Raw genomic sequence first — 15,717 nt, 5'->3', positions numbered from 1 at the left:
CATCCCCCCCGGGGTGGGCCGCGCGCCGGGCCGGCCCCGGGTGGCGCTGGAGCGGGTGGGGGGGGTGGGGCTGGCCGCGCGCCCCCCCCCCCCCGGACCCCACGCCTGCCGTCAGAGCCGGACGACGATCAGGGCCGTGTCGTCGGTGGCGCCGCCGACGGGGAGCAGGTCGACCAGCAGGGCGTCCGCGATCCGCTCGGGATCGGCCCCACGGTGGCGGACGAGGGCGGCGGCCAGCCGTTGGAGGCTGGCGTCGATGTCCTCGCGCCGGCGCTCCACCAGGCCGTCCGTATACAGCACCAGCGTGTCGCCCTGGACGAAACCGGTCGTGGCCTGCGGTCTCGGGAGGTGCTCCGGGCGGGCCCCCAGCGGCGGATCGGTGGCCTGATCGAGGAAGTCCACCGTGCCGTCGCGGCGTACGAGCGCGGGCGGCAGGTGGCCGGCGCTGCTGTAGGTGATCGTACGGCTGTCCCAGTCGATGCACGTCTCGACGACCGTGGTGTTCTCCGCACCCTCGACGGAACGCGCATAGAGGCCGAGCACCTCCAGGGCCTCGGCCGGGCCCTCGGCGACGCGCGAGGTCGCGCTCAGGGCGCTGCGCAGCTGGCCCATCACGCCCGCGGCGGCGAGCCCGTGGCCCACCACGTCGCCGACGGCCACGGCGATGCGGTCGCCGGACAGGTCGACGAGGTCGTACCAGTCGCCGCACACGTTCAGGGAGCCGGCGGCGGGGCGGTAGCGCACCGCGATCCTGGTGTCCCCGGTCGGCCGGGTGACGGGGAGCATCGCGTTCTGCAGGGCGAGCGCGACCTCGCGCTCGCGGGCGTGGGCTTCGCGCAGGCGCTCGTTGAGTTCCTGGAGTTCGCGGGCCCGGGTGTAGAGCTCCGCCTCCAGGACCTGGGCCCGGCCGCCGGTCCGCCGGCTGCGGGCCCGGATCAGTTCGGTGACCTCCTCCACCCGGTGCACCAGGAGCACGACCCGTCCTTCGGAGTCGAAGACCGGCGCGTTCACCGGGCTCCAGTACCGTTCCTCCCACTCGCCGGGCCGCTCTGCGGACTCCACGTCGTAGCGCTGCAGGGCCATGGCGTCCCGCTCGCCGCTTTCCACGACGCGTCGCAGCGACGCCGCCAGGTTCCGTATCCCGTTCGCGCCGGGGTCGTTCGGGTTGTCGGGGAAGACGTCGAACAGGTACCGGCCGATCAGCTGCTCCCGCGTGCGGCCCGAGGAGTGGAGGAACTCCTCGTTCGCGTCCAGGTACACCAGGTCCGGGGTCAGGAGGGCCACCATCCCGGGCAGCAGCCGGAACACCGTCGCGTAGTCGATCACCACATCCGGCATGTACCACCCACCTCTCTGCCCAGTATGTCGTAGAACCTCACCATATAAACCCGCATCGGCCCCTGCGGATCTCGCCGCGACGGCGTTCACGGCAAGGGATCCCTTCCGCTTCGGGGCGGCGCGCCGTCGGCATGCCGTGCCGTCCGGGACGCCGGGCTCGACTTACCGTCGGCGGTATGGACGGTGATCACGGACGATGGCGCCAGTGCCTGCTCGGCGGGGCGGTGTTCGCCGTGTGCATGGCCGGCACCACCCTGCCCACCCCGCTCTACGGCCTCTACCAGGAGAAGTTCGGCTTCTCCGAGCTCCAGGTCACGGTCGTGTACGCCGTCTACGCGTTCGCCGTCATGGGGGTCCTGCTGCTGGCGGGCAACGCCTCGGACGTCGTGGGCAGGCGGCCCGTGCTCCTGACGGGCCTCGGGCTCGCTGCGGCGAGCGCCGGCTGCTTCCTGTGCGCCACCGGGCTGGGTTGGCTGTACGCGGGCAGGCTGCTGTCGGGCCTGTCCGCCGGCCTGTTCACCGGGGCCGCCACGGCCTACGTCATCGAGCTCGCGCCGAAGGACGGCTCCTCCCGCGCGACGTTCGTGGCGACGGCCGCCAACATGGGCGGGCTGGGCTGCGGCCCCCTGCTCGCCGGCGTCCTCTCCCAGTACGCTCCCTGGCCGTTGTACCTGCCGTTCGCCGTGCACCTCGCCCTCGTGGCCGTCTCGGCCGCCGTCCTGCTGCGACTGCCCGAGACGGTACGGGAGCGGCAGTCGCTCGCGGCGGTACGGCCGCAGCGGCCCGCGCTGCCCGCCTCCGTGCGGAAGGTGTTCGTGCCCGCCGCGGCCGCCTCGTTCGTCGGGTTCGCGCTGTTCGGAGTGTTCACGTCCGTCAGTCCGGCGTTCCTCGTCGAATCCCTGGGCGTGCACAACCGGGCCGTCAGCGGGCTGGTCGTCGCACTCGCCTTCTTCGCGTCGACAGCCGGACAACTGGCCGTCGGCCGGATCGGGGTCGGCCGCTCCCTGCCGCTGGGCTGCGCCACCCTGCTCGCCGGACTGGCCCTGCTCGCGGGAGCCCTGTACTGGGACTTGCTGGCCCTGGTGGTCCTCAGCGCGCTCGTCGGCGGCAGCGGGCAGGGTCTGACCTTCCGCGGGGCGCTCTCCGCGGTGGCCGCGGCGTCCCCGCCGGGCCGGCGCGCGGCGGTCATCTCGATGCTGTTCGTGGTGGCGTACGCGGGCATCTCGGTACCGGTGATCGGAGTGGGCGTACTGACGGGCCCCCTCGGCCTGGAAGGGGCCGGACTCGTCTTCCTGGCCTGTATGACCGCGCTGGTGTCGGCCGCGGCCCTCTACCTGCTCCGTCACCCCGTGCGCGAGGGGTAGCCATCGCCGCGGTGCCCGTCGCACCCGGGCCCGACCGGCCGCCACGGTTCCCCGATCGGGCGATGTGCCGGGCCGGGGCGACTCGAATCCGGCCGTGCGGCGTTACACGATCTGGAGCTTGATCAAAGCCTCGGCAGCCGCCGCGGCGCGACGCGGCCCGTGACCGGATGCCGGGCACGGGCGAGGGAGCATGATGTCAGACCTCATCCAGATGTCCACCGGTCGCGAGAGGCTGGCCGCGCGCTGCCGCACCGTGTGCGAGGCGCGCGTGTTCGCGTTGGGGGTCATGTCGGTGATCCTGCTCAACGCCGTGCTGCTGGGCGTCGAGACGTACAGCGGACTGTCCGTGGAGTACGGCGTCCTCCTCCACTCCGCCGAACGGTTCTGCGTCGTGGCGTTCACCCTGGAGATGCTGATCCGCCTCGGCGCGCACGCCGACCGGCCGAAAGCTTTCTTCCGCGATCCGTGGAACGTGTTCGACCTGCTGGTGGTCTCCTCGGCCTTCGTGCCGTTCCTGCGGGAGAACACGACGTTGCTGCGGCTGCTGCGCCTGGCGCGGGTGCTGCGCACCGCGAAGTTCATGCCGCAGCTGCGGATCCTGCTCGTCGCCGTCGGCCGCAGCCTCCCCGGAACGGTCAGCTTCCTGTTCGTGGGCGCCCTGATCCTCTACGTGTACGCGATGATCGGCTGGATCTGCTTCGCCGGTCATGACCCGGCGCACTACGGTTCCCTCGGCCGGGCCGGCCTGACCCTCTTCCTGCTGATGACGCTGGAGGGCCTGGGCGATGCCGTCCACGCCGGACTGGCGGTCTCCCCGTTCAGCATCGTCTATTACGCCTCCTACGTGCTCCTCGCCTCCTTCGTCCTGGTCAACGTGCTGATCGGCGTCGTCCTCAACGCCCTGGAAGAGGCGCGCGAGATGGAAGAGGACGCGAAGCGGGCCGAGGAGGCCGCCGCCCGGCGGCCCGCGGGGCACGCGGACGCGGTGCGGGCGGCGCAGGAAGGGGCGGACGAACTCCGCTTGCGGATCGCGGCGGTTCGCAGCGCCCTCGACGACATGGAGGCGCGGCTCGAACCCTCGTTCGCGGCGGCGCCGCACCCGACCGGATCGCCCTCCCTGGCCGGGGCCTCGGCGGGCGCACGGTAGGCGTACGCCGGAAGGCGGGCACCGCCGGCCCGGCGCCGGCCGTCAGGGTGCGACGACCCGGAGGCGGGAGACGTCCGGGTCGAGAGCCCCGCGTACGTGGCCGCCGGGGGCGGCCGCCGTACGGCGGAGGAACCCGACGGCCTCGGAGGTGATGACCTCGCCGGGCAGTACGTTGGGGATTCCCGGCGGGTACGCGGCCAGAGTGTCGGCGGACACCATGCCGACGGCCTCCTCGGCGGGAACCACCCGCGCCGGGCTGAGGAAGGCCTCGCGGGCCGTCAGCCGTGCGGCCCCCGGGCGCGGCAGACGCAGCGGCGCGCGCCCGGGTACGCCCGGGCCTGACCCCGGGCCTGACCCCGGGCCTGACCCCGGGCCTGACCCCGGGCCTGACCCCGGGCTTGGGCCAGCGCCCGGGCCTGACCCGCCCAGCGGGGCGGGCAGGCAGTGCAGGGCCTCGACGAACCGGTCGGCGTCCGGCGAGGACCCGGCGCCCACCACCGCGACGATCGCGGCGTCCGTGGCGACTTCGACCATGACCTGGTGGTCCCGGAAGAGCAGCCGCCGCGCCTCGTGCCCGGTGATCCCGCCGGCGCGGGTGTCGAGGGCGATGCGCAGCGGGTCGGCGGCCGTGATGTCGGGAAACCGGTGGAAGCCGTCGCTGACCACCCCGAAGCGGCCCAGCGCCCGTACCACCCCCCGCATCTTGTCCGCGGCCTCGACCGAACCGGCGATGCGGTCGGCGCCCGTGACCAGGGCCCGGCGGGCGAGGTCCAGGGAGGCGGTCAGAAGGGCGCTCGCGCTCGTCGACTGCACCAGCCGGAAGGCCCGGTCCACGAGGGGTTCGAGCCGGTCCGCGAAGGGGCCCTCGGCGAGGTGCAGCATGGCCGACTGGGTCAGGCTGCCGGCCAGCTTGTGGGTACTGGAGGTGACGAGGTCCGCGCCGAGGGCCAGCGCCCCCTCGGGCAGCGCGGGGTGGAAGCCGAAGTGCGACCCCCAGGCCTCGTCGACGATCAGGGGTACCCCGGCGGCGTGCGCGGCGTCCGCGAGGGCCCGTACGTCCGCCACGGCACCGAAGTAGCTCGGCGAGACCACGTATACGGCCGCGGCGTCGGGGGTCCGCTCCAGGGCGCCGCGTACCTCCTCGGCCCTCACCCCGTGGGCGATGCCCTGGGCGGGGTCGACGGAGGGGTGCACGAAGACGGCGTGCAGGCCGGAGAGCACCAGCCCGTCGACGACGCTCGAATGCACACTGCGCTGCACGACCAGCGTGCGGCCCAGGGCGGGGGTGACCATCGAGGCGATCTGGTTGCCCTGGGAGGCGCCGTTGGTCAGGAACCAGGTGCGCCGGGCTCCCCAGGCGCGGGCGGCCAGTTCCCGCGCCTCGTCCAGCGGGGTGTGCGCGCCGAGGTCGAGGCCGTCCAGCAGCGGCGGGAAGTCCAGCGCCGGGACCCGGGCGCCGAAGGCGGCGGCGAGTTCCGAGCCGGGGGCGGCCGCGTGACCGGGGACGTTCAGCCGCAGCCAGTCCCGTCCCGCGTGGGCGAGGAGGGCGTCGGCGTACGGGGCACGCAGCTGATCCGTGGATGGTGGCGGATGGCCCGGGGGAGGGGTGGTTCGCGTGTTCACACCGGGAGCGTGCCAGCGTCGGAGCCATAGAGGAATACTGGACTTTTATGGGAGGCTCCATAGGCTGTCTATATGCTTGAGATGCGGCACCTCCAGGTGCTCCGGTCCATCGCCCAGGAGGGCTCCCTCGCCGGAGCCGCGCGGGCGCTGCACTACACGCAACCGACGATCACCCACCATCTGGCCTCCCTGGAGGCCCACTTCGACGCCCGCCTCGTGCAGCGCGGACCGCGCGGAGCGACGCTCACCGAGCTCGGCGAAGCCCTGCTGCCGCATGCCGAGGCCGTCCTCGAACGGCTCCGTCACGCGGAGCTGGAAGTGCGCGGGCTCGCGGAGCGGGGCATGCGCACCCTCCACATCGGCACCTTCCCGACCGCCGGCGCCCTCCTGCTCGCCCCCGCCGTCAAGCGCCTCCACCGGCAGGGCGTCCACATCTCGCTCACGGAGGGGGAACTGCCGCTGCTCCTGCGCGGTTTGAGAGCCCGGGAACTCCAGGCCGCGCTCGTCTTCTCGCAGCCCGGAGACCGGCTCGACCTCGACGAGGAGTTCGCGCTCCATCCCCTCCTGACCGACCCCCTCCTCCTGGTCATGCCGCGGGACCACCCGTGCGCCGCCCTGGACCGGGTACCGCTCACCGCACTGCGCGACGCCGAATGGGTGGGCGCGGCCGACCCGCAGGATCCGTGCGACCGCGTCCTGTCCTGGGCTTGCGCGCAACACGGGTTCGAGCCCGTCCACGCCATGCGCACCGACGACTACGCGGTGGTCCAGGGCCTGGTGGCCGCCGGCGCGGGCATCGCCCTGGTGCCGCGGCTGGCCCTCGGCGCCCCCCACCCCGACCTGGCCCTGCGGCGCCTCGACGGCCCGGACCTCACCCGGGAGATCAGCGTCGTCGTCCTGCGCTCCACCGCCGCCCGCAGTGCCGGGGAGCTGGTCTCGGCGCTCCAGGAGCAGGCCGCGCTGATCACGGAGCGCTGGGCGCGCGCGGACCGGAACGCCCCCGCGCCGGGCGGAACGTTGTCAGAGGGGATCGGTACGGTCGGTCCATGAGAGCCACCGGAACGTTCACCGTGTCAGCGTTCGTCCCCACCGAGCTGAAGCCCGAACCGGCGGTGGCCACAGGGCTGCCGGTGGGCGTGGCGACGATGGAGAAACACTACGAGGGCGAGGTCGCCGGCCGCTCGGCGACCCTGTTCACCGCCGCGTTCGACCAGGCCACCGGCGTCGGCACCTACGTGGCGATGGAGTCCTTCGAAGGATCGCTGAAGGGCCGTGAGGGCGCCTTCAACTTCGTCCACTCGGCGACGACCTCCGGCAGTGACCGCACGGCGGAGTTCTTCACCATCGTTGCGTCGAGCGGCACCGCCGACCTGGCCGGGATCTCGGGCACGGGCGGTATGGCGGTCGACGCCGACGGCACACACCGGATCTGGTTCGACTACGGGCTCGGCTGAGCCCGGACCGGCCCGGCAGCCCGCCCTGTGGGCGGACGCCGCCACTTCGCGGACACCCCTTACTCGGCCGGTGCCGGGGCGAGCTGCGTGAGGACGAGCAGGGCGTCGACGAGCTCTTCTGCGGGGGCACCGGTGGCGAGGCGGCGCAGTTGCTGCCCGAAGACCAGGGCGACGGCCGCGGCCGCCAGCCGTTCGGGGTCCGGGACGCCGAGACGGGTCAGGATCCGGGCGGCCAGCAGGTCATAGGCGGCGAAGCATTCGGCTGCGGCGGCGCGCAGCCGTTCGTCGCGGCCGGCCTGGACGTACAGCTCGAAAGGCGCGATGTGGCGGCTGTCGAAGGCGTTGCCGCCCGCGACCTGGGCCACCACCTCGGCCGCCTGGCCGATGTCGAACCGCTCGTCGGTGCACGCGTCGGCGAGCGCGGTGAAGTGCCGGGTCTCCTCGGCCACGAAATGCAGGAGGCTCTCGCGCAGCAACTCGTGCTGGGTGGCGAAATGGTAGGTGACGGAACCGAGCGAGACTCCGGCCTCCTTGGCGATCCGCCGGTTGGTGACGGCGGCTACCCCGTCATGCCCGATGATCCGCAGTACGGCGTCGATGATGCTCTGGCGGGTGTCGGAAGCAGGCGGCATGTCGGCATTCTGCCCCATCGGCCGCCGTGACCGGGCCGGGAGGGCGGGGGAGCAGGGGACGTCCGGGGTGTGGACAGGTAGCGGAGGGCTCCCTATTGTTCGTTCGAACGAACAACTCAAGGCCACCGCACGGGAGTCAGCGTGGACATATCCGGATCGAACGTTCTCCTCACCGGGGCCACCGGCGGCATCGGCGCCGCCCTGGCGGCGAGTCTGACGGCCGAGGGCGCCCGCCTCACGGTCACCGGGCGCCGGGCGGAGGCGCTCACCGCCACCGCGCAGGCCTGCGGCGCCCGCACCGTGGTCGCCGACCTGGCCGTCCGGCCCGACGTCGTCCGGCTCGCCGAGACCTGCGCCGAGGCGGACATCCTCGTGGCGAACGCGGCCCTGCCCGCGAGCGGTGACCTCCTGGACTACAGCGGGGACCAGCTCGACCGCGCTCTCGACGTCAACCTGCGGGCGCCCGTCCTGCTGTCCCGCCTGCTCGCGGCACACATGGTGGCGCGCGGCCGCGGCCACATCGTGCTGGTCGGCTCCATCTCCGGCAAGGCGGCGACCAAGTCGACCTCCCTGTACAACGCGACGAAGTTCGGTCTGCGCGGTTTCGCCCTGGCGCTGCGCCAGGAACTGCGTGGCACGGGGGTGGGGGTGTCCCTCGTCCAGCCCGGCTTCGTCCGTGACGCGGGGATGTTCGCGGCCACGGGCGCCACCCCGCCGAGCGGCATCAGGACCGTGACGCCCGCACAGGTCGCCGTCGGGGTCGTACGGGCCGTTCGCCACGACCGGTGCGAGGTCAACGTGGCGCCGCTGGAACTGAGGGTGCTGAGCGCCATCGCCGGCCAGTTCCCCGGATTCGCCGAGCGGATCCAGGCCCGCGCGGGCATCGACGGCTCCGTGCGACAGATCGTCGAAGCCCAACGCTCACACCGCTAGGCCGCACGACCGCACGCCTCCCATGCCCCCTCAGGTGAACGGAGTGCACGACTGTGTCGAGCCAACACCTCCCCGGCGCCGTACCCGGCCCGCCCCCCGGCCCGGGTGTCGAGCGCCGGTCACTGCTGCGATTAGCGGCCCTGCTGGCCGCGGGCGGAGCCGCCGCGCTGGTCCCCGCGCCGATCGCCCTCGCCTCGACACGCGGCCAGGGGACCGACACGGTGACCACCACCTACACGGGCCGCGCCCCGTACGGCAACGACCAGTGGGCGTACGTCGCCTTCGACGTCCCCGCCGGCATCCAGCGGATCTCCGTCGCCGCCGGCCATGACGCCGCCGCCGGGATCCTGGACCTCGGCATCTTCGGCCCGTCGGGCTTCCGCGGCTGGTCGGGCGGCGCACGCACCGAGTTCAGCCTCTCGGCGGCGGACGCCACCCCCGGCTACGTGCCCGGCCCCGTCGAGCCGGGCGGCTGGTCCGTCATCCTGGGACCCATGGTCGCCAGCGCGGGCGGCATGGCCTGGCAGGTCGACGTCACCCTGCACCACGGGGACCCGCTGCCCCGGGCGACGTACGACATCCTGCCGACGGCGCTGCCCGGGCGGGGCCCCGGCTGGTACCGGGGCGATCTGCACCTGCACAGCCGGCACTCCGACGGCCAGCGCTCGGTGGACGAGATCGTCGCGGCCGCCCGCCAGGAGGGGCTCCACTTCATCGCCACGTCCGACCACAACACCAGCTCCACCGGCGTGACGTGGAAGGGGAACGTACCCACCGACCTCCTGGTCATCAACGCCGAGGAGGTCACCACCCGGCACGGCCACTGGCTGGCCGTCGGCCTGCCCCAGGGCGAATGGGTGGACTGGCGCTACGGCCCCGCGGACCAGGGGGTGTTCGACAGCCACGTCCGCCGCGTGCACGGTCTGGGCGGACTCGCCGTCGCCGCCCACCCGCTCACCCCCGCGCCGGGGTCCTTCTGGGAGTTCGGGCTCGACCGCGTCGACGCCCTGGAGGTGTGGAACGGACCGTGGACCCTGGACGACGCGGCCAACATAGCCGCCTGGCACGTCATGCTCTGCCTCGGCAAGAGGGTCGCCGCAGTCGGCAACAGCGACGCCCACAGCCCCGCGGACGCCGTCGGCCGGCCGCACAACGTGGTGCGCGCCGCCAGTCTGTCGACCCCCGCCGTACTGGACGCGCTGCGCCAGGGCCGCTCGTACGCCGTCGAGTCCGCCGCCGTGACCCTGGACTTCACCGCCCGCACCGGCGCGGCGGTCGCCGGGCCGGGCGAGGAACTGCCCCTGTCCTTCTTCGACGCCGTCGACGTGACCCTGAACGTGACGGGAGCCCCGGACAGCGTGGCCACCCTCTACACCGAGTGGGGCATCATGGCCGCCACCGGCATCGACGGGAGCGGCCGGGGCCAACTGCGCTGGCGGGGCTGGGGCAAGGCCTCGATGTTCGTCCGGGCTGAGGTCCGCCGGCTCAAGCCCGCCTCGACGACGCTGGACCAACTGGTGGCCATCACCAACCCGGTGTGGTTCTACTCCGCGCAACTGCCCCCGTACGACGTCGAGCGGCGTGCGCTCTTCCACACCGAGCGCCGTCCCGACGGGGCCTGGAGCAGCATGCGACCGCTGCCCGGCGCCGTCGGCGCCGCCGCGTTCGCCGGGGTGCAGAGCGCCGTGGCTGGCATGGCGGACGGTTCCGCCGTGGTGCTGGGCGTCGCGCCCGACAACGGCCTGTGGCTGACCAGCGTGCGGGGTTCGGCCGCGCAGCAGCCCTGGCAGCGGGTCGCGGGACCGGACGGCTCGGACGGTTTCACCGTCCGGGAGGCGGACATCGCGGCCTTCCCCGACGGCACCTGCCAGATCGTGGCGACGGCCATGGACGGCACCGCGTACCACCAGCAGCGGCGCGCCGACGGCGGGCTGACCGGGTTCCGGGCCCTGCCCGGCACCTCCGCGAGCGGCCGCTGGGGTGCGACGAAGGTGGCGATCACCGCCATGCCCGACGGTTCCGCGCAGTTGCTGAGCTACGGGACGGACGGCGCCATGTACCACTGCGTGCGCGGGCGCGGCGGTACGTGGACGCCCTGGGGACGCCTGGCCGGCTACGACGGGGCCGCGACGTTCTGCGGCCCGGCCCTGGCGATCGCCGGGATGCCCGACGGCTCCTCGCAGGTGCTGGCGATCGGGATCGACGGGATCGTCTACCACCAACTGCGCAGGCCCGACGGCTCCTGGTCCGGATTCCGGCCACCGCGGGGCGTCAGCACCCCCACCATGGGCGCGAGCTCCATCGGCATCGCCGGGACGCCCGACGGAGCGGCCCAGGTCGTGGCGGTCGGGCCCGACGGACGCGTCTGGCACAACGTCAGGATGGCGGACGGCTCCTGGACACCGTTCGGCCGGGTACCCGGCCCCAACGGGAGGGACCCCTTCCCCGCGGGTCAGGTCCGCATCACCGCCCTGCGCGACGGCACGACGCACGTGACGGCCATCAGCGCGGGCTGAAGGTCGTCCCGGAATCTGGTGCCGGGGTGCAACTGCCCCGGGGCAGGAGGCGGCAGCCACTGGTCGGCCTCCTGGTCCTCGCCGCGGACCTGTCTTCGTCCGTCGACGCCGACGACGAACGCCAGGTGCTGCTGTTCGGCAAGGACTCCGAACACCCGGAACGCGAAGGATGCAGGGCCGCCTTCGCCGCGCACGCTTCCGCCCTGCGCGCGTTGCTGGAGGGCGGGACCCTTCGGGCAGGACTGATCAGCGCAGACGACCGCGCATGCTTGCTCAGGGCCCTGGAACCGCGGCCGCGTCCTTCCTGGCGGCCCGCAGGCCGGTACTGCGGCCCGTGAAGACTTGCAGTGTCCGGTGTGACTGGCGTACCGACGTGCCGCGGCGCCGGCTCGCCCCGCTGTTCGGCATCTCGAAGTCCGCGGCCAACCGCATCATCGGGACCCTGGTTCCCACCCGCGACCACACGGTGGCCGAGCCCACAACACCTCCCGACTGACCCGAAGATCTTTACGGGACAGGCCTCAAGTCGTGTCTTTCGACCGGATCGCGGTACGGACGCCGGTGATGACCACGGCGATCAGGCAGAGGGCGATGATCGTCTCGGCCCACAGGAAGGCGAACCAGTCCAGCACGCAGCCGATCGGAGGCGTGCCGGGGGCCGTGTTGCGGAACGCCGCCAGGGCGAACAGGGTGGCGGCCATCCAGGCGAGGGCCGGCCAGACCACGCCCTCGCCGCGGGTCGTCAGGTACCAGGCTCCGATGAGAACGGCCGCCGCCAGCGCCCACATCACGCCCATCATGAAGACCGCGAAGACGACCAGGCTGCCCGACCGGGTCAGCTCCAGTCCCACGGCGGCCTCCCGCGGGTCGGGAGCGGGCGTCGCGGCGACCGCGAAGAGCGTGTCGTTGTTGGAGAACTGCAGCCGTACCGGCACCTGCTTGCCGTCCAGCAGCGCCCGGAACTCGATGCCGGTCGCGTAGCTGTCGAACGGGTAGTCGCTGACCGATCCGTCCGTCATCGCGACCTGTACGTCCTGGGTCGCGATCCGCTCGTGCGCCTTGAACTCCAGATCGCCGAGGGTCGCCGCGGAGGTCTGGAGACTCAGGTCGCCCACCGGGGCGCTCTCCTCCGCCTCACCGAGGGTCCCGAGCGGGGTGACCCGGACGCGCAGCAGCAGCTCTCTGGCCGCGGCGTCGACCCGCTGGACGGTGGCCTTCACGTCCACCCGGTCGGCGGCCGTGGAACCGACCGTGTCGACCGTGTCGATGGCCTGCCGTTCGGTGAACTGGAGCCACGACCCCACGGCCACCGCCACCACGATCAGAATCGCGATGGGAAGCAGGACCGGCAGCAGCGACGCCTCGGAGCGGCCCCGGCGAGGTGGGAGTGAGGGTGCGGCCATGGCGACTCCGACGAGGTGAGAAGGGCAGCGGCTCTTCGTAGCGCGATCCTCGTCGACGGGAGCGACGAAGCACCGCATCCGGGCGGGCGTGTCGGCTCCTGCGGACGGTCCTGGGGATGATCATCGCGAAGGCGAACCAGGAGGTCAGCCGAGTTTTACCGGCCGGACTCCCGCCGGGAAGCACGGACGGACGGCGTCGACCCGACCGTCCCGCGATGGAGAAGCCGGGCTTTTCCCCTTTTCTGGTGGCATCAATCCCCTTACTGAGAAGCTAAGTTGCTCAAACGTTTCAACTGCCCAGCTGAGGTTCAAATCGGACATCCTGGCGTGGTTTTCGGCCGCACGCGGGCAAAGTGATTGCAGAGGGCATCGACCGCACGCGATTCTCGCTGTGCAACCGCGAAGGCCGTGTCATGGTCTGTTCGCGGTGCGGTGGTCAACGTGCCCGTGGGTGCGGAGCCGCCTTATCCGCTCGATTCCCTTGAAGGAGATATCGTGCTCAAGTCGACCAGGTTCGTTCGATCGGCTGCCGTGGCGTTCGCCGCGGCGGCGTCACTCACCTTGACCCTTCCCGGCAACGCCTTCGCCATCGACCACGTGGAGTGCCGGGGTGGTGAGAACTTCCTGAAGATCTGGTCCCACAGTGACGGCCGGGACAGCGTGGACTGCTACGCCAACAAGGGCCGGATCGGGTTCGGGGGCTGGTGGGTGGACAGGATCTCCACCGGGAACAACGACTTGATCTACTACGACGCCAACGGCGACTCGGTGCGGATCAACCGGTGGACCGACATCACGTTCCCCAACCGCCCGCCGAAGGTCAACTCCATCGAGATCCTGTGACCCCCTGAGGTCCCAGAGGTCCCAGAGGTCCCTGCGGTCCCTGAGGTCCCTGAGGTACTGAGTCCCTGACGCCCTCCCGCCGCACCGCCGCCCGTCAATGGCGGTGCGGCGGGTGCGGTGGTGGTGGCGGGACGGTGGCCGTGCCCTGCGGCGTTTCCGGCCAGACCAGCAGGACGGGGCAGGGCGCGTGGTCGACGATGAACCGGCCGGCGGGCCCGAGGCTACGGGGTCCCAGGTGGGTACGGTCACCGTCGCGGGCGAGGATGAGCAGGTCGGCGCCTTCCGCGGCGGCCACGACCTCCCGTTCGGCGCGGCCCGAGCGTTCCTGCCGCGTACACGGACGCCCCAGCCGCTCGGCAGCACCCGCCAGGAGCCGTTCGGCGGAGGCGGCGGCCAGATGCTCCACGGCGGTTCCGGGGTCGCGGTCGGGGCGCGCGCGGCCCAGCAGTCCGGCGTACGCGCCGTGTGCGGCACCCGGCACCTCGTGGCCGGTGACGTGGAGCAGCACCAGGTCGGCGTCCGCGGGCGCGTGGGCGCGCGCGGCGTCGACGCAGGCGGGCCAGGTGCCCTCCACGATCCAGACGATGACGGTCACGGTGTTCAGCCTCCGATCGCTTCGAGCGAGACCCACAGCGCCACCACCGAGAGCAGCAGGGTGGCGGGCACGGCGAGCAGGCCGAGCCGGGTGAACTCGCCCAGCTCCACATCGGTGTCGTGTTCGTGCACGATACGCCGCCACAGCAGGGTGGCCAGGGAACCGGCATACGTGAGGTTCGGGCCGATGTTGACGCCGAGGAGTACGGCCAGTACGGCGCCCGGGCCGGTGGGGGCGGTCAGTGGGAGCAGCACCAGGACGGCGGGCAGGTTGTTGATGACGTTGGCCAGTACGGCCGCCAGTGCCGCGATGGCGAGGAGGGCGGGGAGGTCGCTGCCGCCGGGAACCAGCCGGCCCAGGGCGTCGGCGAGGCCGTTGTCGACCACCGCGCGGACCACGACGCCCAGGGCCAGTACGAAGGCGCAGAACGGCAGGGCGGCGGCCCGGACGATGGCCGTGGGCGTGGTGCGGCGCCGGGCCAGCGCGCGGACCGCGAGGACGGCCGCTCCGGCGGCCGCGGCCCAGGCCGGGTTGACGCCGACCGCCGAGGTCACCACGAACCCCGCCAGGGTGCCGGCCACGGTGAGCAGGGCGAACAGCGGCAGTTCGCGGGGCTCGTCGGTGGGCGGGGCCTCGGCGCCCGCGTCCAGGTCGGTGGCGAAGAAGCGGCGGATCACCACGTACTCGGCGCCGATCGCGACCAGCCAGGGCAGCGCCATGAGAGCGGCGAAGCGGGTGAAGGTCAGGCCGCTCGCGGCGAAGGCGAGCAGATTGGTGAGGTTGGAGACCGGCAACAGCAGGGAGGCGGTGTTCGACAGGTGGGTGCAGGCGTAGACGTGGGGCTTGGCGCGGGCGCCCAGCCGGGCGGCGGTGGCGAACACCACCGGGGTCAGCAGCACCACCGTGGCGTCCAGACTGAGCACCGCGGTGATCAGCGAAGCCGTGACGAACACGAGGACCAGCAGGCGCCGGGGCCGTCCGGCGGCGCGCCGGGCCATCCAGGCACCGCAGGCGTGGAACAGCCCCTCGTCGTCGCACAGCTGGGCCAGGACCAGGACGGCCGCGAGGAATCCGATGACGGGGCCCAGCCGGGCGGCCTCGGCCGTGGCGTGATCGAGGGAGATCGCGCCGGTGGCGATGACCACCCCGGCCGCGGGGACGGCCACGACCGCCTCCGGCCAGCCCCACGGCCGGATCACCGCGCAGGCCAGCACGGCCAGGAGCAGGGTGACGGAGAGTCCTTCTGCGAGCGAGGCGTTCAGGGTCTGGGCCTTTCAGGGTCTGGGTGTTTCTGGAGAGGGGGTCCCGGCGCAGCGGAACCGCCCGGGGCCGCGGACCGTGACCCCCGGGGCGCGGGCGGCCCGGTCCGGGGCCCGGACGCGGCTTCGCCGGATCATCTTCGCCGACGACGCCGTCACGCTCCCACACGACGCAGAGACCGTTCGACGCCGAGTGCCCCCGATGGCCGCAGCGGACGGCTCCGGCAGCTCCCCGCGTGCACGGTCGTAGTGCCCGCGCCGCACAACTCGGTCCAGACGTGGGCCTGTTGCCGAATCAGGAGGCGGAGGCGCGCTCAACGTGTCCCGGCGGGTGGGGTGCCCGGGCTCCCCAGCCTCCAGCGGTGCAAGGCCCCGCCCGCCACCGCCGCGCTCATTCGGAGGTGGCGGGCCGTGTGACGCGGTTCAGCGCCGGCCAGTGGAGCCGACGGCCTGAACACGACCGCGTTCAGGGTCGGGACGCCCCACCCCGTAAGCCGGCGGCGCGAGCGGGCCCGCGGCGTGCGGGTGCCGCCGACCCAGGGTGCGGATCAGTATGAAAGGTGCAAAAGTCTCATCTCGACAGTACGTACGCGCGCTTCGAGAGGGAGCA

At 72.9% G+C, this 15,717-nt stretch carries 13 protein-coding genes and 1 pseudogene; 8 read left to right on the top strand and 6 right to left on the bottom strand.

What is annotated here, in order from left to right:
- Window positions 1-111 precede the first annotated feature (111 nt).
- Window positions 112-1,338 carry a SpoIIE family protein phosphatase gene (locus AB0M92_RS34225; RefSeq protein WP_366106255.1) on the bottom strand — a complete coding sequence of 409 codons (1,227 nt, stop codon included), beginning with the start codon at window positions 1,336-1,338 and terminating at the stop codon, window positions 112-114.
- A 176-nt stretch (window positions 1,339-1,514) separates the two neighbouring features.
- On the opposite strand from AB0M92_RS34225, the gene AB0M92_RS34220 reads away from it, so the two are divergent.
- Window positions 1,515-2,702 carry an MFS transporter gene (locus AB0M92_RS34220; RefSeq protein WP_366106254.1) on the top strand — a complete coding sequence of 396 codons (1,188 nt, stop codon included), beginning with the start codon at window positions 1,515-1,517 and terminating at the stop codon, window positions 2,700-2,702.
- 193 nt (window positions 2,703-2,895) lie between these two features.
- Entirely contained in the window at window positions 2,896-3,849 is a 954-nt protein-coding gene (locus AB0M92_RS34215) for an ion transporter (RefSeq protein WP_366106253.1), read from the top strand.
- A 42-nt stretch (window positions 3,850-3,891) separates the two neighbouring features.
- Here AB0M92_RS34215 and AB0M92_RS34210 read toward each other — a convergent pair whose 3' ends face one another.
- On the bottom strand, window positions 3,892-5,472 hold the full coding sequence (locus AB0M92_RS34210; protein ID WP_366106252.1) for an amino acid decarboxylase: 1,581 nt from the start codon (window positions 5,470-5,472) through the stop codon (window positions 3,892-3,894).
- 72 nt (window positions 5,473-5,544) lie between these two features.
- Here AB0M92_RS34210 and AB0M92_RS34205 point away from each other — a divergent pair, with 72 nt between their 5' ends.
- Window positions 5,545-6,522 (top strand): LysR family transcriptional regulator, encoded by a 978-nt coding sequence (locus AB0M92_RS34205; protein WP_366106251.1) that lies wholly within the window; start codon window positions 5,545-5,547, stop codon window positions 6,520-6,522.
- Window positions 6,519-6,926, top strand: a complete 408-nt coding sequence (locus AB0M92_RS34200) for a DUF3224 domain-containing protein (RefSeq protein ID WP_366106250.1) — start codon at window positions 6,519-6,521, stop codon at window positions 6,924-6,926. Before AB0M92_RS34205 ends, AB0M92_RS34200 begins: the two co-directional genes overlap by 4 nt.
- 59 nt (window positions 6,927-6,985) lie before the next feature.
- On the opposite strand, the gene AB0M92_RS34195 is transcribed toward AB0M92_RS34200, so the two are convergent.
- Entirely contained in the window at window positions 6,986-7,558 is a 573-nt protein-coding gene (locus AB0M92_RS34195) for a TetR family transcriptional regulator (protein ID WP_366106249.1), read from the bottom strand.
- 141 nt (window positions 7,559-7,699) lie between these two features.
- Between AB0M92_RS34195 and AB0M92_RS34190 the strand changes: the two genes are divergently transcribed.
- The 3 genes and pseudogenes from AB0M92_RS34190 to AB0M92_RS34180 form a co-directional block, all read left to right on the top strand.
- Window positions 7,700-8,491, top strand: coding sequence for an SDR family oxidoreductase (locus tag AB0M92_RS34190; RefSeq protein ID WP_366106248.1), 792 nt, complete (start codon window positions 7,700-7,702; stop codon window positions 8,489-8,491).
- A 53-nt stretch (window positions 8,492-8,544) separates the two neighbouring features.
- Window positions 8,545-11,007, top strand: coding sequence for a CehA/McbA family metallohydrolase (locus AB0M92_RS34185; protein ID WP_366106247.1), 2,463 nt, complete (start codon window positions 8,545-8,547; stop codon window positions 11,005-11,007).
- Between the two features lie 361 nt (window positions 11,008-11,368).
- A pseudogene (locus tag AB0M92_RS34180) lies at window positions 11,369-11,482 on the top strand (transposase family protein); the annotation flags it as partial.
- A 46-nt stretch (window positions 11,483-11,528) separates the two neighbouring features.
- Here the strand turns inward: AB0M92_RS34180 and AB0M92_RS34175 are convergent.
- Entirely contained in the window at window positions 11,529-12,410 is an 882-nt protein-coding gene (locus AB0M92_RS34175) for a DUF4436 family protein (RefSeq protein ID WP_366106246.1), read from the bottom strand.
- Window positions 12,411-12,902: 492 nt separating this feature from the next.
- Between AB0M92_RS34175 and AB0M92_RS34170 the strand changes: the two genes are divergently transcribed.
- Complete coding sequence (locus tag AB0M92_RS34170; protein WP_366106258.1) at window positions 12,903-13,253, top strand: beta/gamma crystallin domain-containing protein; 351 nt, start codon at window positions 12,903-12,905, stop codon at window positions 13,251-13,253.
- Window positions 13,254-13,347: 94 nt separating this feature from the next.
- Here the strand turns inward: AB0M92_RS34170 and AB0M92_RS34165 are convergent, their stop codons facing one another.
- Window positions 13,348-13,848: a universal stress protein gene (locus AB0M92_RS34165; RefSeq protein ID WP_366106245.1), complete on the bottom strand. Its 501-nt coding sequence runs from the start codon at window positions 13,846-13,848 to the stop codon at window positions 13,348-13,350.
- 5 nt (window positions 13,849-13,853) lie between these two features.
- Complete coding sequence (locus AB0M92_RS34160) at window positions 13,854-15,110, bottom strand: SLC13 family permease (RefSeq protein WP_366106257.1); 1,257 nt, start codon at window positions 15,108-15,110, stop codon at window positions 13,854-13,856.
- Window positions 15,111-15,717: the final 607 nt, after the last annotated feature.

It is taken from the genome of Streptomyces sp. NPDC051582, from assembly GCF_040681715.1.
Taxonomy (GTDB): Bacteria; Actinomycetota; Actinomycetes; order Streptomycetales; family Streptomycetaceae; genus Streptomyces.
This window is presented reverse-complemented; position numbering and strand designations above follow the sequence as displayed.

Coding starts and splice junctions, on each gene's coding strand:
- AB0M92_RS34215 (WP_366106253.1), top strand. CDS start 2,896: ATGTCAGACCTCATCCAGATGTCCACCGGTCGCGAGAGGCTGGCCGCG.
- AB0M92_RS34175 (WP_366106246.1), bottom strand. CDS start 12,410: ATGGCCGCACCCTCACTCCCACCTCGCCGGGGCCGCTCCGAGGCGTCG.
- AB0M92_RS34195 (WP_366106249.1), bottom strand. CDS start 7,558: ATGCCGCCTGCTTCCGACACCCGCCAGAGCATCATCGACGCCGTACTG.
- AB0M92_RS34225 (WP_366106255.1), bottom strand. CDS start 1,338: ATGCCGGATGTGGTGATCGACTACGCGACGGTGTTCCGGCTGCTGCCC.
- AB0M92_RS34205 (WP_366106251.1), top strand. CDS start 5,545: ATGCTTGAGATGCGGCACCTCCAGGTGCTCCGGTCCATCGCCCAGGAG.
- AB0M92_RS34220 (WP_366106254.1), top strand. CDS start 1,515: ATGGACGGTGATCACGGACGATGGCGCCAGTGCCTGCTCGGCGGGGCG.
- AB0M92_RS34200 (WP_366106250.1), top strand. CDS start 6,519: ATGAGAGCCACCGGAACGTTCACCGTGTCAGCGTTCGTCCCCACCGAG.